This is a genomic window from Amycolatopsis mediterranei (genome assembly GCF_026017845.1).
GTDB classification, from domain to species: Bacteria; Actinomycetota; Actinomycetes; order Mycobacteriales; family Pseudonocardiaceae; genus Amycolatopsis; species Amycolatopsis mediterranei.
Genome location: NZ_CP100416.1, coordinates 1,933,955 through 1,954,099, shown reverse-complemented (window position 1 = coordinate 1,954,099; position 20,145 = coordinate 1,933,955). Strand labels below are relative to the sequence as shown.

The following is a 20,145-nucleotide window of genomic DNA, read 5'->3' as shown; positions in this document are numbered from 1 at the left end:
CCCACCACAGCCCGCCCCACCACAGCCCGCCCCACCACAGCCCGCCCCACCACAGCCCGCCCCACCACAGCCCGCCCTCCCAAGGGGGGCCGCCATCCCCCAACGGGGCACCCCCGAATTCGACGCTATCGCCCCCGCCCGACGAAACCCCGCCCCGAACCCCACCCACTCCGAACTTGCCCACAACACCCGTCGCCTGTGGACAACCCGCCTCATCCACCACCGGCCACCCCGGCTCTCGGGTAAAAATGGACACGTGGACGTGGATCTGGTCGTGCCGATGAAACACCCCCGCGACGGCAAGTCGCGGCTGCGTGGTGCCGTCGAGGCGGATCGCCACCCCGGGCTGGTCCTGGCGCTCGCCGCCGACACGCTCGCCGCCGTGGCCTCGAGTGCGCGGGTCAGGCGCGTGCTGCTCGTCGCCGCCGATCCCGAAGCCGTCGCCGAGCTGGGCGAACTCGGCGTCGAGATCGTCGCCGAACCCGCCGAAAAGACCCTCAACGCCGCCTTCCGCCACGGCGAAGCCCTGCTCAAAGGCGACGATCCGGCCGCCGTCGTCGGCGCCCTCCAAGCCGACCTCCCCGCCCTGCGCGCCGTCGATCTCACCGCCGCCATCGCCGAGGCCGCCGGCACCAGGGCCTTCGTCGCCGATCGCCAGGGCACCGGCACCACCCTCCTGCTGGCCGCCCCCGGCGAGCCCCTCGATCCCCGCTTCGGGCCCGGCTCGGCGCGGCTGCACGCCGCGTCCGGGGCCATCGCACTGGCCCAGCCGCTGCCGACCCTGCGCAGCGACGTCGACACCCCGGATGATCTCGCCCACGTCCGCGCCCTCGGTGTCGGGAAACACACCGCCGCCCACCTCGGCGAACCCCGGTGAGCTGTTCATCTGACCTTCACCGCGGCCTGCGCAATTCCCCGTGACGTAGTGAAGAATGGGGGCCGTGAGCACAGACGACGGCAGCACGCCCGCACCGCGGAGGCGACGGAACCCGGCCAGCGCAGCTTCGGAGACGGCGAAGAAGACCACCAGCGCCAAACCGGCGACCGCCAAGAAGGTCCCGTCGAAGTCCACCGCGCGCGACACCGCCGCCCGTGCCACCGCGGGCAAGTCGCGCGCCCGCAAGACCACGTCGCCGGCGGCCACCCCGGCGCCGACGCGGCGCCGCAGCTCCACCCAGGGCAACGCGGTCGCGGCCGAGGAGTTCCGGGCCGTCCCGTCGGCGCCGCCCGCGGTCACCGCCGCGCCCACCGCCGTCGAGACGCTGCCGGACGACCGGTACTTCAACCGCGAGCTGTCGTGGCAGGACTTCAACGCCCGCGTGCTCGCGCTGGCCGAGGACGAGTCGCAGCCGCTGCTGGAGCGGGCGAAGTTCCTCGCCATCTTCGCGTCCAACCTGGACGAGTTCTACATGGTCCGCGTCGCCGGTCTGAAGCGCCGCGACGAGACGGGCCTGCTGGTGCGCAGCGCGGACGGGCTCACCCCGCGTGAGCAGCTCGGCTACATCGCCAAGCGCAACCAGGACCTGGTCGAGCGGCAGACGGGTGCCTTCGAGAAGCATCTGCGCCCGCAGCTGGCCGAGCACGACATCCACCTCGTCGGCTGGGCCGACCTGGCCGGCGCCGACCAGCTGCGGCTGTCGAGCTACTTCTCCGAACAGATCTTCCCGGTCCTGACGCCGCTGGCCGTCGACCCGGCCCACCCGTTCCCGTACATCTCGGGCCTCTCGCTCAACCTCGCGGTGACGGTCCGCGACCCGGAGGGCGGCACCGAGCGCTTCGCCCGGGTGAAGGTGCCGAGCAACGTGCCGCGCCTGATGCGCGTCGAGACCGAGCGCACCAGCCGGACGGCGACGTTCCTCCCCCTCGAAGAGCTCATCGCCGCCCACCTGGGCGAACTGTTCACCGGCATGGACGTCACCGAGCACCACGTGTTCCGCGTCACCCGCAACGCCGACTTCGAGGTCGACGAAGACCGTGACGAAGACCTCCTGCAGGCCCTCGAGCGCGAACTGGCGCAGCGCCGGTTCGGCCCGCCGGTGCGCCTCGAGGTCGCGCAGGACATGAGCGAGCACATGCTCGAGCTGCTGCTGCGCGAGCTGGACGTCGACCCGGCGGACGTCGTCGAAGTGCCCGGGCTGCTCGACCTGACCTGCCTGCACCAGCTGTCCAGTGTGGACCGCAAGGAGCTGAAGGACCGGCCGTTCGTGCCGGCGACGCACCCGGCGTTCGGCGAGCGCGAGACGCCGAAGAGCGTTTTCGCGACGCTGCGCGAGGGCGACGTGCTGGTGCACCACCCGTACGACTCGTTCTCGACCAGCGTGCAGCGCTTCATCGAGCAGGCGGCGGCCGACTCGAAGGTCCTCGCGATCAAGCAGACGCTGTACCGGACGTCCGGTGACTCGCCGATCGTCGACGCGCTGATCGACGCCGCCGAGGCGGGCAAGCAGGTCGTCGCGCTGGTGGAGATCAAGGCGCGGTTCGACGAGCAGGCGAACATCACCTGGGCGCGGACGCTGGAGCGCGCGGGCGTGCACGTCGTGTACGGCCTGGTCGGGCTGAAGACGCACTGCAAGGTGTCGATGATCGTGCGCCAGGAGGGCTCGACGATCCGGCGCTACTGCCACATCGGCACCGGCAACTACAACCCGAAGACCGCGCGGCTCTACGAGGACATCGGCCTGTTCACCGCCGACCCGAGCATCGGCGCGGACGTCACCGACCTGTTCAACGTCCTGACCGGCTACTCGCGCCAGGACACCTACCGGACGATCCTGACGTCGCCGCACGGCATCCGGCGCGGCATCGTGCGCGCGATCGGCGAGGAGATCGAGCTGGCCAGGGCCGGGCAGCAGGCCGGGATCCGGATCAAGTGCAACTCGCTGGTCGACGAGCAGGTCATCGACGCGCTCTACCACGCGTCGCAAGCCGGGGTGCCGGTCGAGATCGTGGTGCGCGGGATCTGCACGCTCAAGCCCGGTGTCGAAGGGCTGTCGGAGAACATCCACGTCCGGTCGATCCTCGGCCGGTTCCTGGAGCACTCGCGGATCTTCAACTTCCGCGCGGGCGGGACGCACTGGATCGGCAGCGCGGACATGATGCACCGCAACCTGGACCGGCGGATCGAGGCGCTGGTGCGCGTCAAGGACCCGAAGCTCATCGCGCAGCTCGACAACATCTTCGACTCGGCGCTCGACCCGGAGACGCGCTGCTGGGTGCTGACCGCGAGCGGCGAGTGGTCGCCGTTCCCGGCCGACGGCTCGCGCGTGCGTGACCACCAGCTGGAGCTGGCGAAGCTGCACGGGGCCGCCGGATGACCCAAGAGGTACGGGCGGCCGGCGCGGTGCTGTGGCGCGTCGCCGGGGGTGCGACGGAAGTCGCGCTGGTCCACCGCCCGCGGTACGACGACTGGTCGTTCCCGAAGGGGAAGCTCGACCGGGACGAGACCATCGCCGAGGCGGCGGTGCGGGAAGTGCGGGAGGAGACCGGGTTCACCGCGGTCCTGGGCCGCTACCTGGCCCGGACGGCGTACCCGGTGCCGGCGCGTCACGGATCCGGGACGGTGCCGAAGACGGTCGACTACTTCGCGGCGGAGGCGGTTTCCGGCGAGTTCGAGGTGAACGACGAGGTCGACGAGCTGCGCTGGCTGGACCCGACGGCGGCGGAAAAGCTGCTGACGCGGCCGGAGGACGTCCGGGTGCTGCGGGCGTTCTGCGAGCTGCCGGTGGGCTTGACGACGCTGTTGCTGGTGCGGCACGCCAAGGCGGGCAAACGCGACGACTGGTCCGGCGACGACGACCTCCGGCCGTTGTCGGAGGCGGGCCGGCGCCAGGCGGCGGCGCTGCGCCGGGTGCTGTCGTTGTTCGGCCCGGACCGGGTGCTGTCGGCCCCGCGGCTGCGCTGCGTGCAGACGGTCCACGGCGTGGCGGAAGACTTCGCGGCCGAGGTGCGCCATGAGCCGTTGTTCTCGGAAGAGGGCTACTGGCCGGACCCGGTCCTGGGCATAGCGCGCCTCCTGGCGGTGGCCGGAGACGGCGGAACACCGGTGGTGTGCAGCCAGGGCGGCGTGATCCCGGACCTGGTGAGCGCCTTGGCGGACCGCGACGGAGTAGAGCTCTCGGCAGCGCGCGGCGGTGTGGTGCCGAGCAAGAAGGGCTCGTTCTGGGTGTTGTCGTTCCGCCCCCCGACAGCCTCGGAAGGTCCGCTGCTCCTGGCGGCGGACTACCACCCCAGCGCCCTCCCGGCCCCCTCCCCCAGCCACTCCTGAGCCGGTGGTCCCCACCGGGGCCGCGTTGTGGACAGCTGCGTTCGACGGGCCGGTTTTTGACGGCGGGGGCCGATAGCGAAGCGCTGTCATGACGAGACAGCGCCATGACAGTCGATCTTGGTGTAATTGCTCTGGGTCCCGCTGGGCTGCGCCGGGCTAGGGGTACGGCGCATCCCCGGGCGAGGGGGTTTCTGCCGGCACCGTGGCCAGCAGGGCCTGGACCTCTGTGACGCGGGGGTCGCCGAGGCGCTGGCTGACGGTCAGCGCCTCGGCCCAGTGGCCGCCCGCCTCGTGCGCGCGGCCCGTGCGGTGCTTCAGCCGGCCGAGGGTGATCTGGACGTCGATCGTGCCGTAGTCGGCGTTCAGCTTCTTGAGCTCGGCGAGCGCGTCGAGGCCGGCCCGCTCCGCTTCGTCGTGCCGGCCGGCTCCTTCGAGGGCCTCGGCGACGTTCCCCAGCGCGAGCGCCGCGTGGTAGCGGTCGCCCAGTTCCGCGAAGGCTTCGTGCGCGGCCTGGGCGGCTTCGGCGGCGTGGTCGTAGTCGCGGAGGCCGATGCGGCTGGCGCTGACGTTGAGGAGCGCGTGCGGCACGAACGTCCGCTGGCCGTGGTCCCGCGCGAGGTGCACGGCTTGGAGGGCGTGGCGTTCGGCTTCGGCGTATTCGGCGCGGACGTAGTACGCGCCGGCGAGGTTCGACAGGATCGCCACCGTCAGCGCGGTGCCTTCGCCGTCCTCGGACGCTGCGCGCGCTTCCTCCAGCGCCTCGAGCGCTTGGTCGGGCTGGAGGGTGCGCAGGTAGGCCGAGCCGAGGTTGTTGGCGCTGTACTGGAGTCCGGTGCTGTCACCGGCGTCGCGGGTGGCGGCGACGGCCGTGCGCGCGGTCGTGATCCAGTCGTCGCGGTCGTGGCGCTCGGCGAAGAATCCGCGCAGGAGCCAGGCGAGTTTCCAGGCGTGCGCGGTCCAGCCGTGGCCCGCGGCGATGCCGACGAGCGCGGTGAGGGCCTGCCGTTCGGTGGTGTACCAGGCGATCGTCTGCTCGTGCTTGGCGAAGCGGACGGCCGGCAGCGGCGCGGGGTCGAGCGTGATGTCCTCGGTGAGCAGGTCGGGCCGGACCAGTTTGTTCGCCTCGGCGACACTGGCGAGGTACCAGTCGACGAGCCGGCGCAGCGCCGCCGCGCGCTCGGCCTCCGTCGTTTCGGTTTCGACGAGCTCGCCCGCGTAGACGCGCAGCAGATCGTGGAACTGGTAGCGGTCGGTCCCGGGCTGGTTGAGCAGGTGGGCGGCGGCGAGCTGGTCGGCGAGTTCACGCGCTTCGCGCAGATCGGCGCCGGCGAGCGCGGCGGCCGAGGAGAGGCTGAAGCCGTGGCCGGGGTGCAGGCCGAGCAGCCGGAAGAAGCGCGCCGCGGCCGGGCGCAGGGCCTTGTACGACCAGGAGAACGCGGCCCGGAGGTCGGTGCCGGCGTCCTCTGGGTCGCGGAGGGTGTCGAGGCGCAGCCGCTGGTCGCGGAGTTCTTCGACGATTCCGGCGAGCGAGACGCCGGAAAACCGCGAAGCGCGTTCCCCGGCCAGCGCCAGGGCCAGCGGCAGGCGCCCGCAGAGCTGCACGAGTTCGGCGACGGCGCCGGGCTCGGCGGCGAGGCGCTGCGACCCGACGCTGCCGGCGAGCAACGCGGTCGCGTCGCGGTCGTCGAACGAGCGCAGGGCGATGCGGCGGGCGCCGTCGCGGGCGACGAGGCCGCGCAGCTGGTTGCGGCTGGTCACCACGACGAGGTTGCCGGGCCCGGGCAGCAGCGGGCGGACCTGGTCGGCGTCGCGGGCGTTGTCGAGCAGCATCAGGGTGCGGCTGCCGGCCAGCCTGCTGCGCAGCAGCGCCGAGCGTTCCTCCACAGTGGAGGGCAGGGTCTCGGCCGGGACGCCGAGGGCGCGCAGGAAGCCGGCCAGCGCGGCGCCGGGTGTGACCGGGGTGTCCGCGGAGTGGCCGCGCAGGTCGAGGAACAGCTGGCCACCGGGGAAGCGGTCGCGGACGCGGTGGGACCAGTGCACGGCCAGCGACGTCTTCCCGACCCCGGCGGTGCCTTCGATGACGACGATGCCGGACGCGCCGCCGGGCGGCAGCCGGTCGAGTTCGGCGAGTTCGGGACCGCGGCCGGTGAAGCCCGCGACGTCGAAGGGCAGCTGCCGCGGCACGGTGTGGACGGCCGGATCGGCGTCAGCGGCGAGCAGTTCGGCGTGCAGCCGGCGGAGGTCTTCGCCCGGTTCGACGCCCAGTTCGTCGGCCAGCAACGCCCGCAGCCCGGCGTACCGGGCGAGCGCTTCGGCGCGGCGCCCGGCCCGGGCGAGGGCGCGCACCAGCCGTTCCCACAACGACTCCCGCAGCGGGTGCTGGGCGACGAGGTCGGTGAGTTCGGCGACGAGCCGCGCGTCGGGGACGAGCCCGGCGTCGAGATCGATGCGCTGTTCGACGGCGAAGAGGTACCGCTCGGTCAGCAGCGGCCCCCATTCGGCGGCCAGTGCGGGAGATCCGACGCCTTCGAGGGGAACGCCACCCCAGCCGTCGAGCGCGGCGATGAGCAGTTCCCGGCGGCGCGCGGGTTCCGTCGCGGCGGCGGCCTGGTCGAGGGTCTGGAGGAAGCGCAGGGCGTCCACCCGGGACGGGTCGACGACCAGCCGGTAGCCGTCCGGTTCGGTGGCGACGGTGTCTTCGCCGCAGAGCCGGCGCAGGCGCATCACGTAGGTCTGCAGGCTGCCCCGGATGTGCGCGGGCGGAGCTTCGCCCCACACGCCCCGGGCGAGGGCATCGATCGACACGAGGCGGCCGGCGGCGAGCGCGAGGGTGGCGAGCAGCGCGCGCTGGCGGGAACTGGTCAGCACGACCGGCGAACCGTCGACGAGCACCTGGAACGGGCCGAGCAGCCGGATGTCGATGGTGGTCGCCCCCAGGTTCGCCTCGCGCACCGCCGGCCCGCGCCGCACGCGGGCCCCGAGGAACGCAGCGTGGCATCACTCGGCCGGGCGCTCAAGCAACTTTGCGAAATTGGGCGGAACCGGTCCCGGGGCCGGGGTTGGGCCGAGCGGGTGACGCGCGGTGTCCGTTCAGGACGCTGGTGCTGGCAGCGGGTGACTTCCGGTTCGCTCGGCTCGGCGGGGCCGGGAGAGTCGGATGGCGTGCCGGGAGGATCGGATGGCGTGCCGGGAGGGTCGGCTCACAGTTCCGAGCCGTCGGATCACTTGCACCCCGCGGTTCCTTCGGGGCCCGGGAGTTGGTTTGCCTGGCCGGACAGCCGGTTCGCCCGCACCCGGCTCGATCCGCGCGCCGACCGTGCAGGTACGCCGGCCGACCCTCCCGGTACGCGAACCGTCCGGCTGGGTACGCGAGCCGTCCTTCCAGGCGGGCGAGCTGCTTCTGCCGCAGGGTCCGGACATGTGGCAGGGCCCCGCGCACGTCGCGCGGGGCCCTGCCGGAAAGCTGCTCGTCGAGCAGGGGGTCGCCCCCTGGGGGTCCCCCGGATTTCACGTTACCGCAGGGGTCCGACAGTTTTGGGCGGTCAGTCCTTCTTCGCCGCGGCCGAGGTCCGCCTTGCCGGGGTCTTGGCCGCGGTGGTCTTGGCCGCCGGGGTCCGGGCCGCCGAGGTCTTACGAGCCGTAGTCGGCTTCGCGGCCGTGGCTGCCTTCGCGGCGGTGGTCTTCGCCGCCGTAGCGGCCTTCGCGGCCGCGCTCTTCGCAGCCGTGGTCGCCTTCGCCACCGTGGTCTTCGCCGCCGTGGCCGCCTTTGCGGGCGGGGCCGCCTTCGCCGCCGTGGTCTTCGCCGCCGTCGTCTTCGGCGCCGCCTTGGCGCGGGTGGTTGCCGGCTTGGCCGCCGGTGTCCTCGTCGTGGCCGGCTTTGCCGCCGTTGCGCGGGTTCGCGTGGTCGTCGACCGCGTGGTGGCCGGCTTCGGAGCCGCCGCCGCGGTGCGGGACGTGGTTGCGCGGGGCGTGGTTGCGCGCGTCGTCGTGGTCGCCGCCGCTCGGGTGGCCGTCGGTGTGCGCTTGACCGGGGTCGCCTTCGGCAGCTTCTTCGCTCCCGAAATGACGTCCTTGAACGTGGTCCCCGCGCGGAAGGCGGGCACGTTGGTCTTCTTGACGCGGACGGCCTCACCGGTGCGCGGGTTGCGAGCCGTCCGCGCGGCACGGGCGCGCTTCTCGAACACCCCGAAGCCGGTGATGTTGACCTTTTCGCCCTTGTTGACCGTCCGGATGATGATGTCGACCAGACCGTCGACCGCCTCGGAAGCGGCCTTCTTGTCGCCCAGGCGCTCGGTCAGCGCCTCGATCAGCTGGGCCTTGTTGGCCATGTCCAGTCCTCCAGGAAGGATCCACGGCCGCGTCGGCCGGCTAGCGACACGGTATTACCAAGGCAGCACAAATTCCAAACGGCATGCGGAACTTTCCCTTGCCCCGGGAGGGGTTCCGCCTCGCACCGAACCCCGGTGAAGGGCTCGCGGAGGGCCGTTCGGCAATGAAACAAAGCATCCCGGAAAGAGGCGGAATCACTTGCGGGACAAGCGATTCCGCCCCACGACCGGGCTAGCCGGCAGCCACCGGCGTCGTCGTCGGCTTCCAGGACGGGCGGCTCGCCTCGAAGCTGTCGATCTCACCGGCATGGCGCAACGTCAGCGCGATGTCGTCGAGACCTTCCAGCAGCCGCCAGCGGACGTAGTCGTCGATCTGGAAGGGCGCGGTGAAGTCCTTGGCCCGCACGGTCTTGGTCTCGAGGTCGACCGTGACCTCGGTGCCGGGCTCGTTCTCGAGCAGCTTCCAGAGCAGCTCGACGTCGTGCTGCTCGCACTGGGCGGCCACCAGGCCGCCCTTGCCGGAGTTGCCGCGGAAGATGTCGGCGAACCGGGCGGAGACGACGACCTTGAAGCCGTAGTCCATCAGCGCCCAGACGGCGTGCTCGCGGGAGGATCCGGTGCCGAAGTCCGGCCCCGCGACCAGCACGCTTCCGTTCCGGAACGGCTCCTGGTTGAGGATGAACTGCTCGTCGCCGCGCCAGGCGGCGAACAGGCCGTCCTCGAAGCCCGTCCGGGTCACCCGCTTGAGGTAGACCGCCGGGATGATCTGGTCGGTGTCCACGTTGGACCGGCGCAGCGGGACGCCGACGCCGGTGTGCTGGGTGAACGGTTCCATGTTCGGTAGCTCCTCGGGTGGTCAGCGGGCGGCGGTCAGCAGGTCTTCCGGCGACGACAGCGTGCCCCGGACGGCCGTGGCGGCGGCCACGAGCGGCGAGACCAGGTGCGTCCGGCCGCCCTTGCCCTGCCGGCCCTCGAAGTTGCGGTTCGACGTCGACGCGCTGCGCTCCCCCGGCTTCAGCTGGTCCGGGTTCATGCCGAGGCACATCGAGCAGCCTGCCTGCCGCCACTCGGCGCCCGCCTCGGTGAAGACCTGGTCGAGGCCCTCCTCCTCGGCCGCCTTGCGGACCCGCATCGAGCCGGGAACCACCAGCATCCGGACCGAGTCCGCCACTTTCCGACCGCGCAGCACCTCGGCCGCGGCCCGCAGGTCCTCGATCCGGCCGTTGGTGCAGGAGCCGAGGAAAACGGTGTCGACGGCGATCTCCCGCAGCGGCGTGCCCGGCTTCAAGTCCATGTAGGACAGGGCTTTTTCAGCGGCGATGCGGTCGTTCTCGTCCGGGATCGCCTCCGGGTCGGGCACCTCGGCGCCCAGCGGGAGACCCTGGCCGGGGTTGGTGCCCCAGGTCACGAACGGCGTCAGCGCACTCGCGTCGAGGTGCACCTCGGCGTCGAACTCGGCGCCGTCGTCGGTGCGCAGCTGCCGCCAGTTCTCGACCGCCGCGTCCCAGTCCGCGCCCTGCGGTGCGTGCGGACGGCCCTTCAGGTACTCGAACGTCGTCTCGTCCGGCGCGATCATCCCGGCGCGGGCGCCGGCTTCGATCGACATGTTGCAGACGGTCATCCGCGCCTCCATCGAGAGCGCCTCGATGGCCTGGCCGCGGTACTCCAGGATGTAGCCCTGGCCGCCGCCGGTGCCGATCTTCGCGATCACCGCGAGGATGATGTCCTTCGCCGTGACGCCGGGCCGCAGCTCGCCGTCGACGGTGATCGCCATCGTCTTGAACGGACGCAGCGGCAGCGTCTGGGTCGCCATCACGTGCTCGACCTCGGACGTGCCGATGCCGAAGGCGATGGCGCCGAACGCGCCGTGCGTGGAGGTGTGGCTGTCGCCGCAGACCACGGTCATGCCGGGCTGGGTCAGGCCGAGCTGCGGGCCGATGACGTGCACGATCCCCTGCTCGGCGTCACCCATCGGGTGCAGCCGGACGCCGAACTCCTTGCAGTTGCGGCGAAGGGTGTCGACCTGGGTGCGCGAGACCGGATCGGCGATGGGCAGCTCGATGTCGACGGTCGGGACGTTGTGGTCCTCGGTCGCGATGGTCAGGTCGGGGCGGCGCAGCGGTCGCCCGGCCAGGCGGAGGCCGTCGAAGGCCTGCGGGCTGGTGACTTCGTGCAGCAGGTGGAGGTCGATGTAGAGGAGGTCCGGTTCGGCGCCTTCGCCTCGGCGCACGAGGTGGCTTTCCCACACCTTCTCCGCCAGTGTGCGGGCCTTGCCGGTCGGGCTGGTCATCTCCGGCTCCTTCCACGGTTCGACGTCGGAACTCGGGCGCGCACCTGCGGAACGGATGCGAGCCGCGAAGGAAGGGCGCAGCTCGAGTTCGGGGTTTCCCAGATACTGGACTTCCCAAAGTGCGGGACGCTAGTATCGGGTCGTGGGACAGCATAGCGGTATCGGAGTACTGGACAAAGCAGTGGCCGTCCTGCAGGCGGTCGCGGACGACCCCTGCGGCCTCGCGGAACTGTGCACGCGGACCGGCCTTCCCCGGGCCACCGCGCACCGGCTCGCGGTCGGCCTGGAGGTGCACCGGCTGCTGCGCCGTGGTCCGGACGGGCGCTGGCGCCCCGGTACGGCGCTGGCCGAGCTCGCGGGCGGTTCGACGGACCCGCTGCTCGACGCGGCGGGCGTGGTCCTGCCGAAACTGCGCGACGTCACCGGCGAGAGCGTCCAGCTGTACCGGCGCGACGGCGTCCAGCGCGTGTGCGTCTCGACGGCGGAGCCGCCGAGCGGGCTGCGCGACACGGTGCCGGTGGGTTCACGCCTGCCGATGACGGCCGGTTCGGGCGCGAAGGTGCTCGCCGCCTGGGCGGACCCGCACACGCAGCGCACGATCCTGGCCGACGCGGTCTTCGGCGAGCGGACGCTGCTGGAGGTCCGGCGGCGCGGCTGGGCGCAGAGCGTGGCGGAACGGGAGCCGGGCGTGGCGAGCATTTCGGCGCCGGTGCGGGATTCGGCGGGGACGGTCGTGGCCGCGGTGTCGGTGTCGGGGCCGATCGAGCGGATCGGCCGCAAGCCGGGAGCGCGCTGGGCGGCGGATCTGCTCGCCGCGGCGGATGCGTTGCAGGAACGGCTCTGACGTTTCGATTGCGCCGCGCAGCCGCACCTGGCACGGTGACGCGATGCTGAACGAGGTGGCCGACGGTGTCTGGGTGCGGCAGAGCGCGTGGGTCTGGAGCAACACCACCGTCGTGAAAACGGACGACGGGCTGATCGTCGTCGACCCCGGCATCCACGGTGCCGAATTCGAGGAACTCGCCGACGACCTGGACCGGCTCGGGAGTCCCGTCGTCGCCGGGTTTTCCACCCACCCGCACTTCGACCACCTGCTCTGGCACCACCGCCTCGGTGACGTCCCCCGCTACGCGACCGCCGCCAACGCCGGCATCGCCGCCGAAGCCCGGGAACGAGCCCGGGCCATGGCACTGGAAACCGCGCCGGACATTCCCGTCGACCTGATCGCGCTCGTCACGCCGCTGCCCGCGGACGGCGGACCGATCCCCGGCGAGATCATCGAGCACGACGCGCACGCCCTCGGCCACGCCGCGCTCCTGCTCGCCGACCGGGGCGTCCTGCTCGTCGGCGACATGCTCTCCGACGTCCTGATCCCGCTGCTCGACCCGCGCCGCCCGGGCCAGCCGGACGCCTACCCGGCCGCACTCGACCGGCTGGAAGAAGCCGCCAAGCGCGTCGACGTGCTGATCCCCGGGCACGGGGCGGTGGCCGAGGGGCCGGAGATCGCGGCCCGCTTCGCCGTCGACCGGGCCTACCTCGAAACGCTGCGGCGCGGGGAGGAACCGGACGACCAGCGGTGGGGCAAGCGCCCGTAGCGCCGTTCGGGTGACCCGGCCCGAAGTGGCGTATTCGGTGACGGCGGTCACGTCTCCTTTCTGTCAGCACCACAGAGGGGGATGACCACCATGAACACCGAACTGAATCGCCGGGCGATGGCGATGCTGCGGGCCGTCGGGGCCGGGCGGGCCGAACTCACCTGCAGCTGTGAACCCGACCTGCGGGTCGACGGTCTGCCGTGCTGCGACCAGGCGACCGCGCACCAGCTGGCCCGGGCCGGCCTGATCCGGCCCGTGCGGGTCGTGGCCGTCGGGCAGTGGACGCGGGCCGAGCTCACCGCCGAGGGCCTCCGGGCGCTGGGCGGTACCCGCGCCGCCGCCTGACGCAACCTCCCGGCGCGCTCGCGCGTGTACCCGGCAAACGCGAGGGGGATCCATGAAGCTCACCGCCGTTCTGCTCGGCGCCGGCCTGCTGCTGTCCGCGTGTGGCACCACGCCGGCCGAGGCGCCGCCGTCGGAGCACCTCAGCCGAGTCGAGACCATCACCTCCGCGCCGGTGGCCGATCCGGCCGCCGTGCGCTGGATGGACGGCTTCTGCTCCGCCGTCCACGGCTACCGGGAGCGCACCAACCGGGAAGCCGACCCCGCCCAGCCGACGCCCAAGTCGATCGCCGAGGAGCAGAAGGCGCTCAGCGCGACGCTGGGCGGCATCGCGGCCCGCACCGGCGAGGCGGCCGACAAGCTCACCGCGCTGCCGCCCGCGCCGGTGCCGCTCGGCGACACCGTCCGCCAGGCCTTCGTCACGAAGTTCGCGAAGGCCCGCGACCGGGCCGCCGGGGCGAAGGCCGCGCTCGACCGCGCGAAGCCGGGCACGGAAGTGTCCCAGGACCCGGCCGTCAAGGCCCTCGAGCAGGCGCAGCAGGACGTCGACGGCACCTACGACCCGGTCGGCGCCGTGACGGCGTCCCCGGAGCTGATGCTCGCCGCCGCCACCGCGCCCGGCTGCAAGGCCTGAGACCTCACCGCCGCACGAGCGGGGCCTGCAGCGGCAGGGACCGCGACGAGCCGCCGACGGACACGGTGAACGCGCCGCGCGCCGGCTGCCACGCGTGGGCCGCCGTGTCCCAGACCGAGAAGTCGCGCTTGTCCAGCCGGATCGTCACGCGCCGGGCCTGCCCCGGCGCCAGTGAGACCCGCTCGAAGCCCTTGAGCTGGCGCGGCGGCTCACCCGCGGCCACCGGGAAGCCCAGGTACACCTGGGCGACCTCGGCGCCCGCGCGGCTTCCGGTGTTCCGCACCGTGAACGTCGCCGTGGCGCCGTCGCCGGAGTTGTGCACCGCCAGGCCGGAGTAGGCGAACGTCGTGTACGACAGGCCGTGGCCGAACGGGAACAGCGGCGCCCGCCCCTGCGCGTCGAACCACCGGTAGCCGATCTGCAGCCCCTCGGAGTAGGTCGCGACGCCGCCGACGCCGGGGAACTGCGCCGGGGTGTTCGCCGGGGTGTCGGCGTCCGCGGCCGGGAACGTGATCGGCAGCTTCCCCGACGGGTTGACGTCGCCGAAGAGCACGCCCGCCACCGCCGCGCCGTCCTGCTGGCCGGGGTACCACGCCTGGAGGATCGCCGGGACGCGCGACACCCACGGCATGAGCACCGGGCCGCCGCTCTTCACCACGACGACCGTGTGCGGGTTGGCCTCGGCGACGGCGGTCACCAGCGCGTCCTGGTTGCCGTCCAGGGCCAGGCTCGGCCGGTCCTTGCCCTCGGCCTCGTTGTCCCCGACCATCACCACGCTGACCTCGGCGGTCCGGGCCAGCGCGGCCGCGCGCGCCGGGTCACTGCCGTCGTCCAGGGTCACCACGGCACCCGGGACGCGCTGCTGCAGCCCCGCCAGCGGGTCCACTGTGGACGTCGGGATGACGGCCGAGCTGCCCCCGCCGCCGGTCTTGGCCCTGGTCGCGAACGGCCCGATCAGCGCGATCGACTTCACGCCGGGGTCGAGCGGGAGCTGCGCGTGCTCGTTGCGCAGCAGCACCATGCCGCGTTCGGCGAATTCCTTCGCGGCGGCGTCGTGCTGTGCCGTCGGCAGCGGCGAGGCGACCGGCGGGTGGTCGAACTGCCCGAAGGCGAACATCGTGCGGAACCGCGGCAGCAGCAGCTCGCCGACGCGCTGTTCGCTCACCTGCCCGGCCAGCACGGCCTGCTTCATCTTCTCGCCGTACCAGGTGCCGTCGATCATTTCGAGGTTCATGCCCGCGTTCGCCGACCCCACGGTGCTGTGCGCGGCACCCCAGTCCGACTGGACGAACCCCTTGAACCCCCAGTCGTCACGCAGCTTGTCCTGCAGCAGCGCCGGGTTCTCGCACGTGAACACGCCGTTGATCTTCGGGTACGCGCACATCACCGAGCCCGCGTGCCCTTCGGTCACCGCCTGCTCGAAGTGCGGCAGGTAGATCTCGTTCAGCGTCCGCTCGTCGATGTGCTCGTCGATGCCGTGCCGGTCGGTCTCCTGGTTGTTCGCCGCGTAGTGCTTGACCTCGGCGATGGTGCCGTTCTCCTGGATGCCGCGGATGTCGGCGGCGGCCAGCGCGCCGGCGAGCACCGGGTCCTCCCCCATGCCCTCGAACGTCCGGCCGTTGCGCGGGACGCGGGCCATGTTGATGTCGGGCCCCTCGGACACGTTGTGCGCGAGCGCCCGGGTTTCGTCGCCGATCAGCCGGCCGTACCGGCGCGCCAGACCGGTGTCGAACGTCGACGCCAGCGCCATCGTGGCCGGCAGCGCGGTCGCCGGTTTCTGCGGTTTGTCGTCGGCCGGGCCCATGCCCGCCGGGCCGTTGGCGATCCGGAAGCCCGGCACGCCCAGCCGCGGGATGGGCGGCACGAACCGCTGGTGCTCGGCGTCGGGCTGCAGGTGCAGCTGGGAGATCTTCTCGTCGAGGGTCATCGCCGCGACGAGCTCGGCGGCCCGGCGGTCGGGTGACTGGCGGGCGTCACGCCAGGGCTGTGCCTCGGCGGTCGCCGGCGCCGCCAGTGACAACCCCAGAGCCGCAACAAGAACGAACGGGCCGGTGCGCATCGAGTCTCCCTCGCCGCTGACGGGACCAACGGCGAACAAGCTAACCCATATGTGACACGGAAACATAGACTCGATTGCCGTTCACGTCCTTGAACGGCCGCGGGCTCGCCTGTTTGCCCGGCTCAACCCCGGAACGAGCGGGTTGAACCATGGTCAAGAAAACCCTGATCGGCCTAACGACCGCGAGCCCGAAGTCAGCGAGCCGCGGCCAGCCGCAGCGCCCGGTAGACGAACTGCTGGTCGCCGAGCCGGTGCCGCAGGTCGCGCTCCAGCCCCGCGATCGGGTAGAGGTTCTGCGGCGCCCGCGAGTCCTTGTAGGGGACCGACGCGAACCGCCCCAGCACCGACTGGGTGACGTTCGCCAGCTCGGCCACCTGCTCGCGCCCGAGGTGCGGCGCCGCCTCCACCCGCACGACCCCGGACCACGGCGGCCCGCCGGCCGACGGCAACCGCAGGTACCACGAGTGCCGGACCCACGTCGTGCCCATCAGGAACACCGGGGTGCGCTGGTGCGGACCGAGCCTGCCGACCAGCGCGTTGAGCTCGCCGGGCAGGTACGTCGTCTGGTGGCTCTTGATGAACCCGACGGCCCGGTCGAGGTGCGCCCGGCCGCGCAGCGGGCCGTCCACGACGAGCAGGTCGCCGCGCACGTGGCCGTCGATCGCCGTGCGCGCCCGGATGGCCGTCTCCAGCTCGGTTTCGGCCAGCTGCTCCTGCAGCGCCGAGGACAGCACCACCGGCAGCGGCTTGTCCTCCTTGGCCGCCGCGCGGTGCGCCGTGTAGATCCCGGCCGGGGTGGCGATGTCGTCGGCCTGCGGGGCGACGGTGAACAGCCCCCGCCGGACGTCGGTGCCGACGACGTGCGCCTGTCCCTCGCAACAGCACACGACGCCCGCCGCGTAGGACGCGCAGATCCCGATCGACGCCGAGTTCGTGCCGGCCGGGTCGTCGATCCAGACGCGCGCGTCGATCCGGCGGACACCGTCGACGAACAGCACGGCTTCCGGCGGGGACACCGGCGACGGGTCGATCGGCGCCCACTCGGCCTCCGGCACCTCGACGTCGAGCTCGACCTCGGCCTGCGAGCGGCCGAGCTCCTCGGCCTCCATCGAGCTGCCGTAGCCCGGGTCCCAGGCGTCGATGCTGAAGTTCATCCCGGCCACCGCGGTCATGCGCCCTCCCTGGCGATGTGCGAGCCGGTGCCGTCCCGGGTGACCAGGAACCGCACCGGGACGCGCTCGGCGAGCGCCGGCACGTGCGTGATCACCCCGACCATCCGGGAGCCGGACGCGGCGAGGTTTTCCAAAGTGGACGCCACGACGTCGAGGGTGGCCTCGTCCAGCGTCCCGAAGCCCTCGTCGAGGAAGATCGACTCCAGCTTGGTCGCGCCTTCGGCGGCCATGGCCCCCAGCTGCGACGACAGCGCCAGCGCCAGGGCGAGCGACGCCTGGAACGTCTCGCCGCCGGACAGCGTCTTCACCGGACGCCGGGCGTCGGCCTCGTTGTGGTCCACCACCAGGAAATCGCCCTTGTCGTGGGTGAGCTCGAACTGGCCGCCGGACAGTTCCAGCAGCGACGCCGACGCCTCGGCGACCAGCGTGTCGAGCGCCCCGGCGATCAGCCAGCGCGGGAACTTGTCCGAGCGCAGCAGATCCGCGAGCAGCCGGGCGACCTGGGCGTCGGACTCCGCGGCCGCGATGTCTTCGTGCAGCCCGGCGACCCGCGCCACGCGCCGTTTCATGTCGGTGTGGTCGGCTTCGGCGCGCGCCCGCGCGGCCGCGACGGCGACCGGGACGCGGTCGCGCACCGGCCCGTCCGGCACGGCGACCCCGAGCGCGGTGACGTCGCCGGCGACCGCGCGTTCGGCCGCTTGCAACGCTTCGGCGGCTTCACCTTCGGCGGTCTTCGCGACGGCCAGCAGCTCGCGGTGGGCTTTCGCCTGGCCGGCGGCCCAATCCGTGAGCGCGGTCCAGGCTTCGAGGAGGCTTTCGCCGTCTGTGACAACCGGGGCTTCGCCCTGGGCCGGGGGCTCCGCCACCCGGACCCCCGAAAAGCCGTCGATCGGCGGGGCACCCAGGCCGACCAGCGGGTCTCGGGCCCGGGACAGCCGCTGCCGCTCGGCGTCGACCTGGGCGCCGATGCCCGCCTGGGCTTCCGTGGCGCGTTTCGCGGCCACCCGGGCAGTGCGCAGATCCGCGTCCGCTCGCTTCGCGGCTTCTTCCAGGGAAGCGACCTTCGCCAGCTCCTCGGTGACGACGGCGGCGGACGGCGCACCGGCGAGCGCCGCGGCGAGTTCACCGCGCCGGCGCCGGGCGGTGGCGAGCTCGGTGGCCGCCGCCTGCTCGGCCAAGCCCGCGTCGACGGCCCGCTTCCGCCACTCCTCGGCGTTCCGCTCCGCGGCGGCGAGGTCGTCCGCCGCGACGACGGCTTCTTTGCCCGCGGCTTCGGCGGCCGCTTCGAGCGCGGCCAGCGTCGTCCGCCGGTCCGCCAGCGCGGAAGCCGCCCACGCGGTGAGCCGCTGCCAGCCTGACGGGACGTCGTCGCCGTCGATGGCCGGTGCGCCCAGCTCCACCAGGGGGTCGCGCGCGGCCCGCAGCGCTTCCCTGGCCGCCGCGAACGACTTCTCGACGGCGTCGGCTTCGTGCTGCGCCGCCGCGCGTTCGGCGCGAGCCGCGGCCAGTTCCTGGTCCGCGGCGCTCGCGGTCTCGGCGACGCGAGCGCGGCCGTCGATCGTCTTCGACAGCCACTCGCCCCGCTCGCGCACGGCGGCAACGAGGTCCGCGTAGTCCTGCTCGGAGAAAGCAGCCTCGACCGGCCGCAGCAGCACGGCCGATTCCGGCGGGCCGGCCACCTCGGCCAGCACCGCGCGCAGTTCCTCCGCCTGCGCGGCCGCCGACGCGGCGGAATCGGCGTCGCGGTCGGCGGCCCGCTCCAGCTTGCGCACGACGGCTTCGGCGGTGGCGCGCTCGCCTTCGGCGCGCTCGAGGCGTTCGCGGGCCTCGGCCAGGTGGGCGTGGCCGCCGGCATCGGGCAGCGCCGTGACTTCCTGCTCGCACACCGGGCACGCGTGCCCGACGGCGAGGCCGGCCCGCAGGCTCAGCGCCTGCCCGGCCCGTTCCGCTTCGGTCACCGCGGTCTTCGCCGCCGTCACTTCGGCGTCTGCGCGGGCGAAGGCGCTTCGCGCCGTTTCGAGTTCCCTCCGGCGCGCGGCCTGCTCGGGGGCGGCTTTCCGTTGCGCCTCGCACACCGCATACAGCGTGCGCGCATCGGAGCGCGCCGCCGCGAGCGGAGCGACGTCCGGCTGCGCGGCCAGCGCCGCCCGCGCTTCGGCGTCGGCGGCCTCGGCCGAGCTCAGGCGGGCGGCCGCGGCCGCCGTGCGCTTCGCCACCCGCGCCGAATCCGCCGACAGGTCCCCGAGATCCGCGGGCGGGCGCAGGCCGGTCAGCCGGTCGCGATCCTGGCGGGCCCGCGCGGCTTCCGCGGCGGTGTCCTCCGCGGCACGGGCCGTCGAGTCCCGGTTCTTCCGGGCCGCCTCGACGACGGCGAGGGCTTCGGTGACCGCGACGGCGGCCGCGTCCTTGCTCTGCAACGCCGTTTTCGCCGCTTCTTCGAGCCGCGGAAGGGCCGTCTCCGTCGCCTCGAGCTCGGTGCGGTCGGCGCGGATCCGTTCCAGTTCACTGCGCGCGGGCGCCGCGGCGAGCGCGGCGCGGGCGGCTTCGTCCGCCGTTTCCGCCGACTCCAACGCTCCCCGGGCGGCCGTGGCCGCGTCCGCCGCGTCGCGACGCCGGGTTTCGAGGTCTTCGACGCCGTCCGGGCGTTCTACAGCGTCGAGGACTTTCAGCTCCGTCGTGAGCGCGACGACGCGTTGCCGGGCTTCGTCGTGCGCGCGCGTGGCGTCGTTCAACCCCGGCAGGGCCGCGGTCACCCGCGCGTCCAGCTCCGTGAGCGCCGTCATCCTCGCCGCCAGCTCGGCGACGGCTTCTTCGGTGGCGTCGGCGTAGCTGCCGAGCTGTTCGGTGAGGACGGCGGCGCGCTGCTTCTGCTGCTCCGCCGTCACCCCGGCCCGGCGGCCGATGCGCTCGTAGACCTCCAGGCCCAGCAGCTTGATGAGGATCTTCTGCCGGTCGGCGGCCTTCGCGTGCAGGAACTCCGCGAAGTCGCCCTGGGGCAGCGCCACGCAGGTGCAGAAGTGCTTGAACGTCAACCCGAGCAGGCGTTCGACCGCCGGGGTGACCTCGGAGTCCGCGGCCACGGCGTCGGCGTCGTCCTCCGGGCCGCCGAGCGCGGCCGGGTCGATGAGCCGTTCCAGGCGGACGTTCTTGACGCTGACCGTGGGTTTCTTGCCGCCGCTGCGCCGGACTTCCCGCACCACGTGGTAGCGCGCGCCGCCGGCGTCGAAGACCAGCCGCACGGTGGCGCGGTTCACCGTCGGCGCCAGCGCGGGCGCGACGAGACCTTCGTGGTCCCAGCGGGCCACAGAGCCGTACAACGCGAAGGTGAGCGCGTCGATGACCGTGCTCTTGCCCGCGCCGGTCGGCCCGACGAGCGCGAAGTAATCGGTGTCTTCGAAGCTGACTTCGGTCTTCTCGCGGAAGGACGCGAAGCCGGTCATCTCCAGCAGCACTGGCCGCAT

At 72.9% G+C, this 20,145-nt stretch carries 14 protein-coding genes; 7 read left to right on the top strand and 7 right to left on the bottom strand.

Features of this window, described 5'->3' with window-relative positions:
* The first annotated feature begins 256 nt into the window (after window positions 1-256).
* Genes cofC through ISP_RS09275 form a run of 3 tightly spaced genes read left to right on the top strand, consistent with a single transcriptional unit; the run spans window position 257 to window position 4,264 of the window.
* Window positions 257-877 (top strand): 2-phospho-L-lactate guanylyltransferase, encoded by a 621-nt coding sequence (cofC, locus tag ISP_RS09285; protein WP_013223625.1) that lies wholly within the window; start codon window positions 257-259, stop codon window positions 875-877.
* Window positions 878-932: 55 nt separating this feature from the next.
* The gene (locus tag ISP_RS09280) at window positions 933-3,314 is read left to right on the top strand and encodes an RNA degradosome polyphosphate kinase (protein ID WP_014466710.1); all 2,382 of its coding nucleotides are present in this window, start codon (window positions 933-935) and stop codon (window positions 3,312-3,314) included.
* Window positions 3,311-4,264 carry an NUDIX hydrolase gene (locus ISP_RS09275; protein ID WP_013223623.1) on the top strand — a complete coding sequence of 318 codons (954 nt, stop codon included), beginning with the start codon at window positions 3,311-3,313 and terminating at the stop codon, window positions 4,262-4,264. The genes ISP_RS09280 and ISP_RS09275 overlap by 4 nt, the downstream gene beginning before the upstream one ends.
* A 156-nt stretch (window positions 4,265-4,420) precedes the next feature.
* Here the strand turns inward: ISP_RS09275 and ISP_RS09270 are convergent, their stop codons facing one another.
* The 4 genes from ISP_RS09270 to leuC all read right to left on the bottom strand — a co-directional run bounded on the left by ISP_RS09270 (window position 4,421) and on the right by leuC (window position 10,882).
* Complete coding sequence (locus ISP_RS09270; protein WP_013223622.1) at window positions 4,421-7,234, bottom strand: AfsR/SARP family transcriptional regulator; 2,814 nt, start codon at window positions 7,232-7,234, stop codon at window positions 4,421-4,423.
* Window positions 7,235-7,806: 572 nt separating this feature from the next.
* Window positions 7,807-8,592 (bottom strand): HU family DNA-binding protein, encoded by a 786-nt coding sequence (locus ISP_RS09265; protein ID WP_013223621.1) that lies wholly within the window; start codon window positions 8,590-8,592, stop codon window positions 7,807-7,809.
* 232 nt (window positions 8,593-8,824) lie between these two features.
* A complete protein-coding gene (gene leuD, locus ISP_RS09260) occupies window positions 8,825-9,427 on the bottom strand; it encodes a 3-isopropylmalate dehydratase small subunit (RefSeq protein WP_013223620.1) in 603 nt (200 codons plus the stop codon).
* A gap of 21 nt (window positions 9,428-9,448) precedes the next feature.
* The gene (gene leuC, locus ISP_RS09255) at window positions 9,449-10,882 is read right to left on the bottom strand and encodes a 3-isopropylmalate dehydratase large subunit (RefSeq protein WP_013223619.1); all 1,434 of its coding nucleotides are present in this window, start codon (window positions 10,880-10,882) and stop codon (window positions 9,449-9,451) included.
* Window positions 10,883-11,024: 142 nt separating this feature from the next.
* Between leuC and ISP_RS09250 the strand changes: the two genes are divergently transcribed.
* The 4 genes from ISP_RS09250 (at window position 11,025) to ISP_RS09235 (ending at window position 13,453) form a co-directional block, all read left to right on the top strand.
* Window positions 11,025-11,726 carry an IclR family transcriptional regulator gene (locus tag ISP_RS09250; RefSeq protein ID WP_004560682.1) on the top strand — a complete coding sequence of 234 codons (702 nt, stop codon included), beginning with the start codon at window positions 11,025-11,027 and terminating at the stop codon, window positions 11,724-11,726.
* 43 nt (window positions 11,727-11,769) lie between these two features.
* The gene (locus ISP_RS09245) at window positions 11,770-12,477 is read left to right on the top strand and encodes an MBL fold metallo-hydrolase (protein ID WP_013223617.1); all 708 of its coding nucleotides are present in this window, start codon (window positions 11,770-11,772) and stop codon (window positions 12,475-12,477) included.
* Window positions 12,478-12,567: 90 nt separating this feature from the next.
* A complete protein-coding gene (locus ISP_RS09240; protein ID WP_013223616.1) occupies window positions 12,568-12,822 on the top strand; it encodes a hypothetical protein in 255 nt (84 codons plus the stop codon).
* A gap of 52 nt (window positions 12,823-12,874) precedes the next feature.
* A complete protein-coding gene (locus ISP_RS09235; RefSeq protein WP_013223615.1) occupies window positions 12,875-13,453 on the top strand; it encodes a hypothetical protein in 579 nt (192 codons plus the stop codon).
* Window positions 13,454-13,457: 4 nt separating this feature from the next.
* On the opposite strand, the gene ISP_RS09230 is transcribed toward ISP_RS09235, so the two are convergent.
* The 3 genes from ISP_RS09230 to ISP_RS09220 all read right to left on the bottom strand — a co-directional run bounded on the left by ISP_RS09230 (window position 13,458) and on the right by ISP_RS09220 (window position 20,145).
* The gene (locus tag ISP_RS09230; RefSeq protein WP_013223614.1) at window positions 13,458-15,512 is read right to left on the bottom strand and encodes a glycoside hydrolase family 3 C-terminal domain-containing protein; all 2,055 of its coding nucleotides are present in this window, start codon (window positions 15,510-15,512) and stop codon (window positions 13,458-13,460) included.
* Between the two features lie 194 nt (window positions 15,513-15,706).
* Window positions 15,707-16,684, bottom strand: a complete 978-nt coding sequence (locus tag ISP_RS09225) for a hypothetical protein (protein ID WP_013223613.1) — start codon at window positions 16,682-16,684, stop codon at window positions 15,707-15,709.
* A complete protein-coding gene (locus ISP_RS09220) occupies window positions 16,681-20,145 on the bottom strand; it encodes an AAA family ATPase (RefSeq protein ID WP_071831747.1) in 3,465 nt (1,154 codons plus the stop codon). The genes ISP_RS09225 and ISP_RS09220 overlap by 4 nt, the downstream gene beginning before the upstream one ends.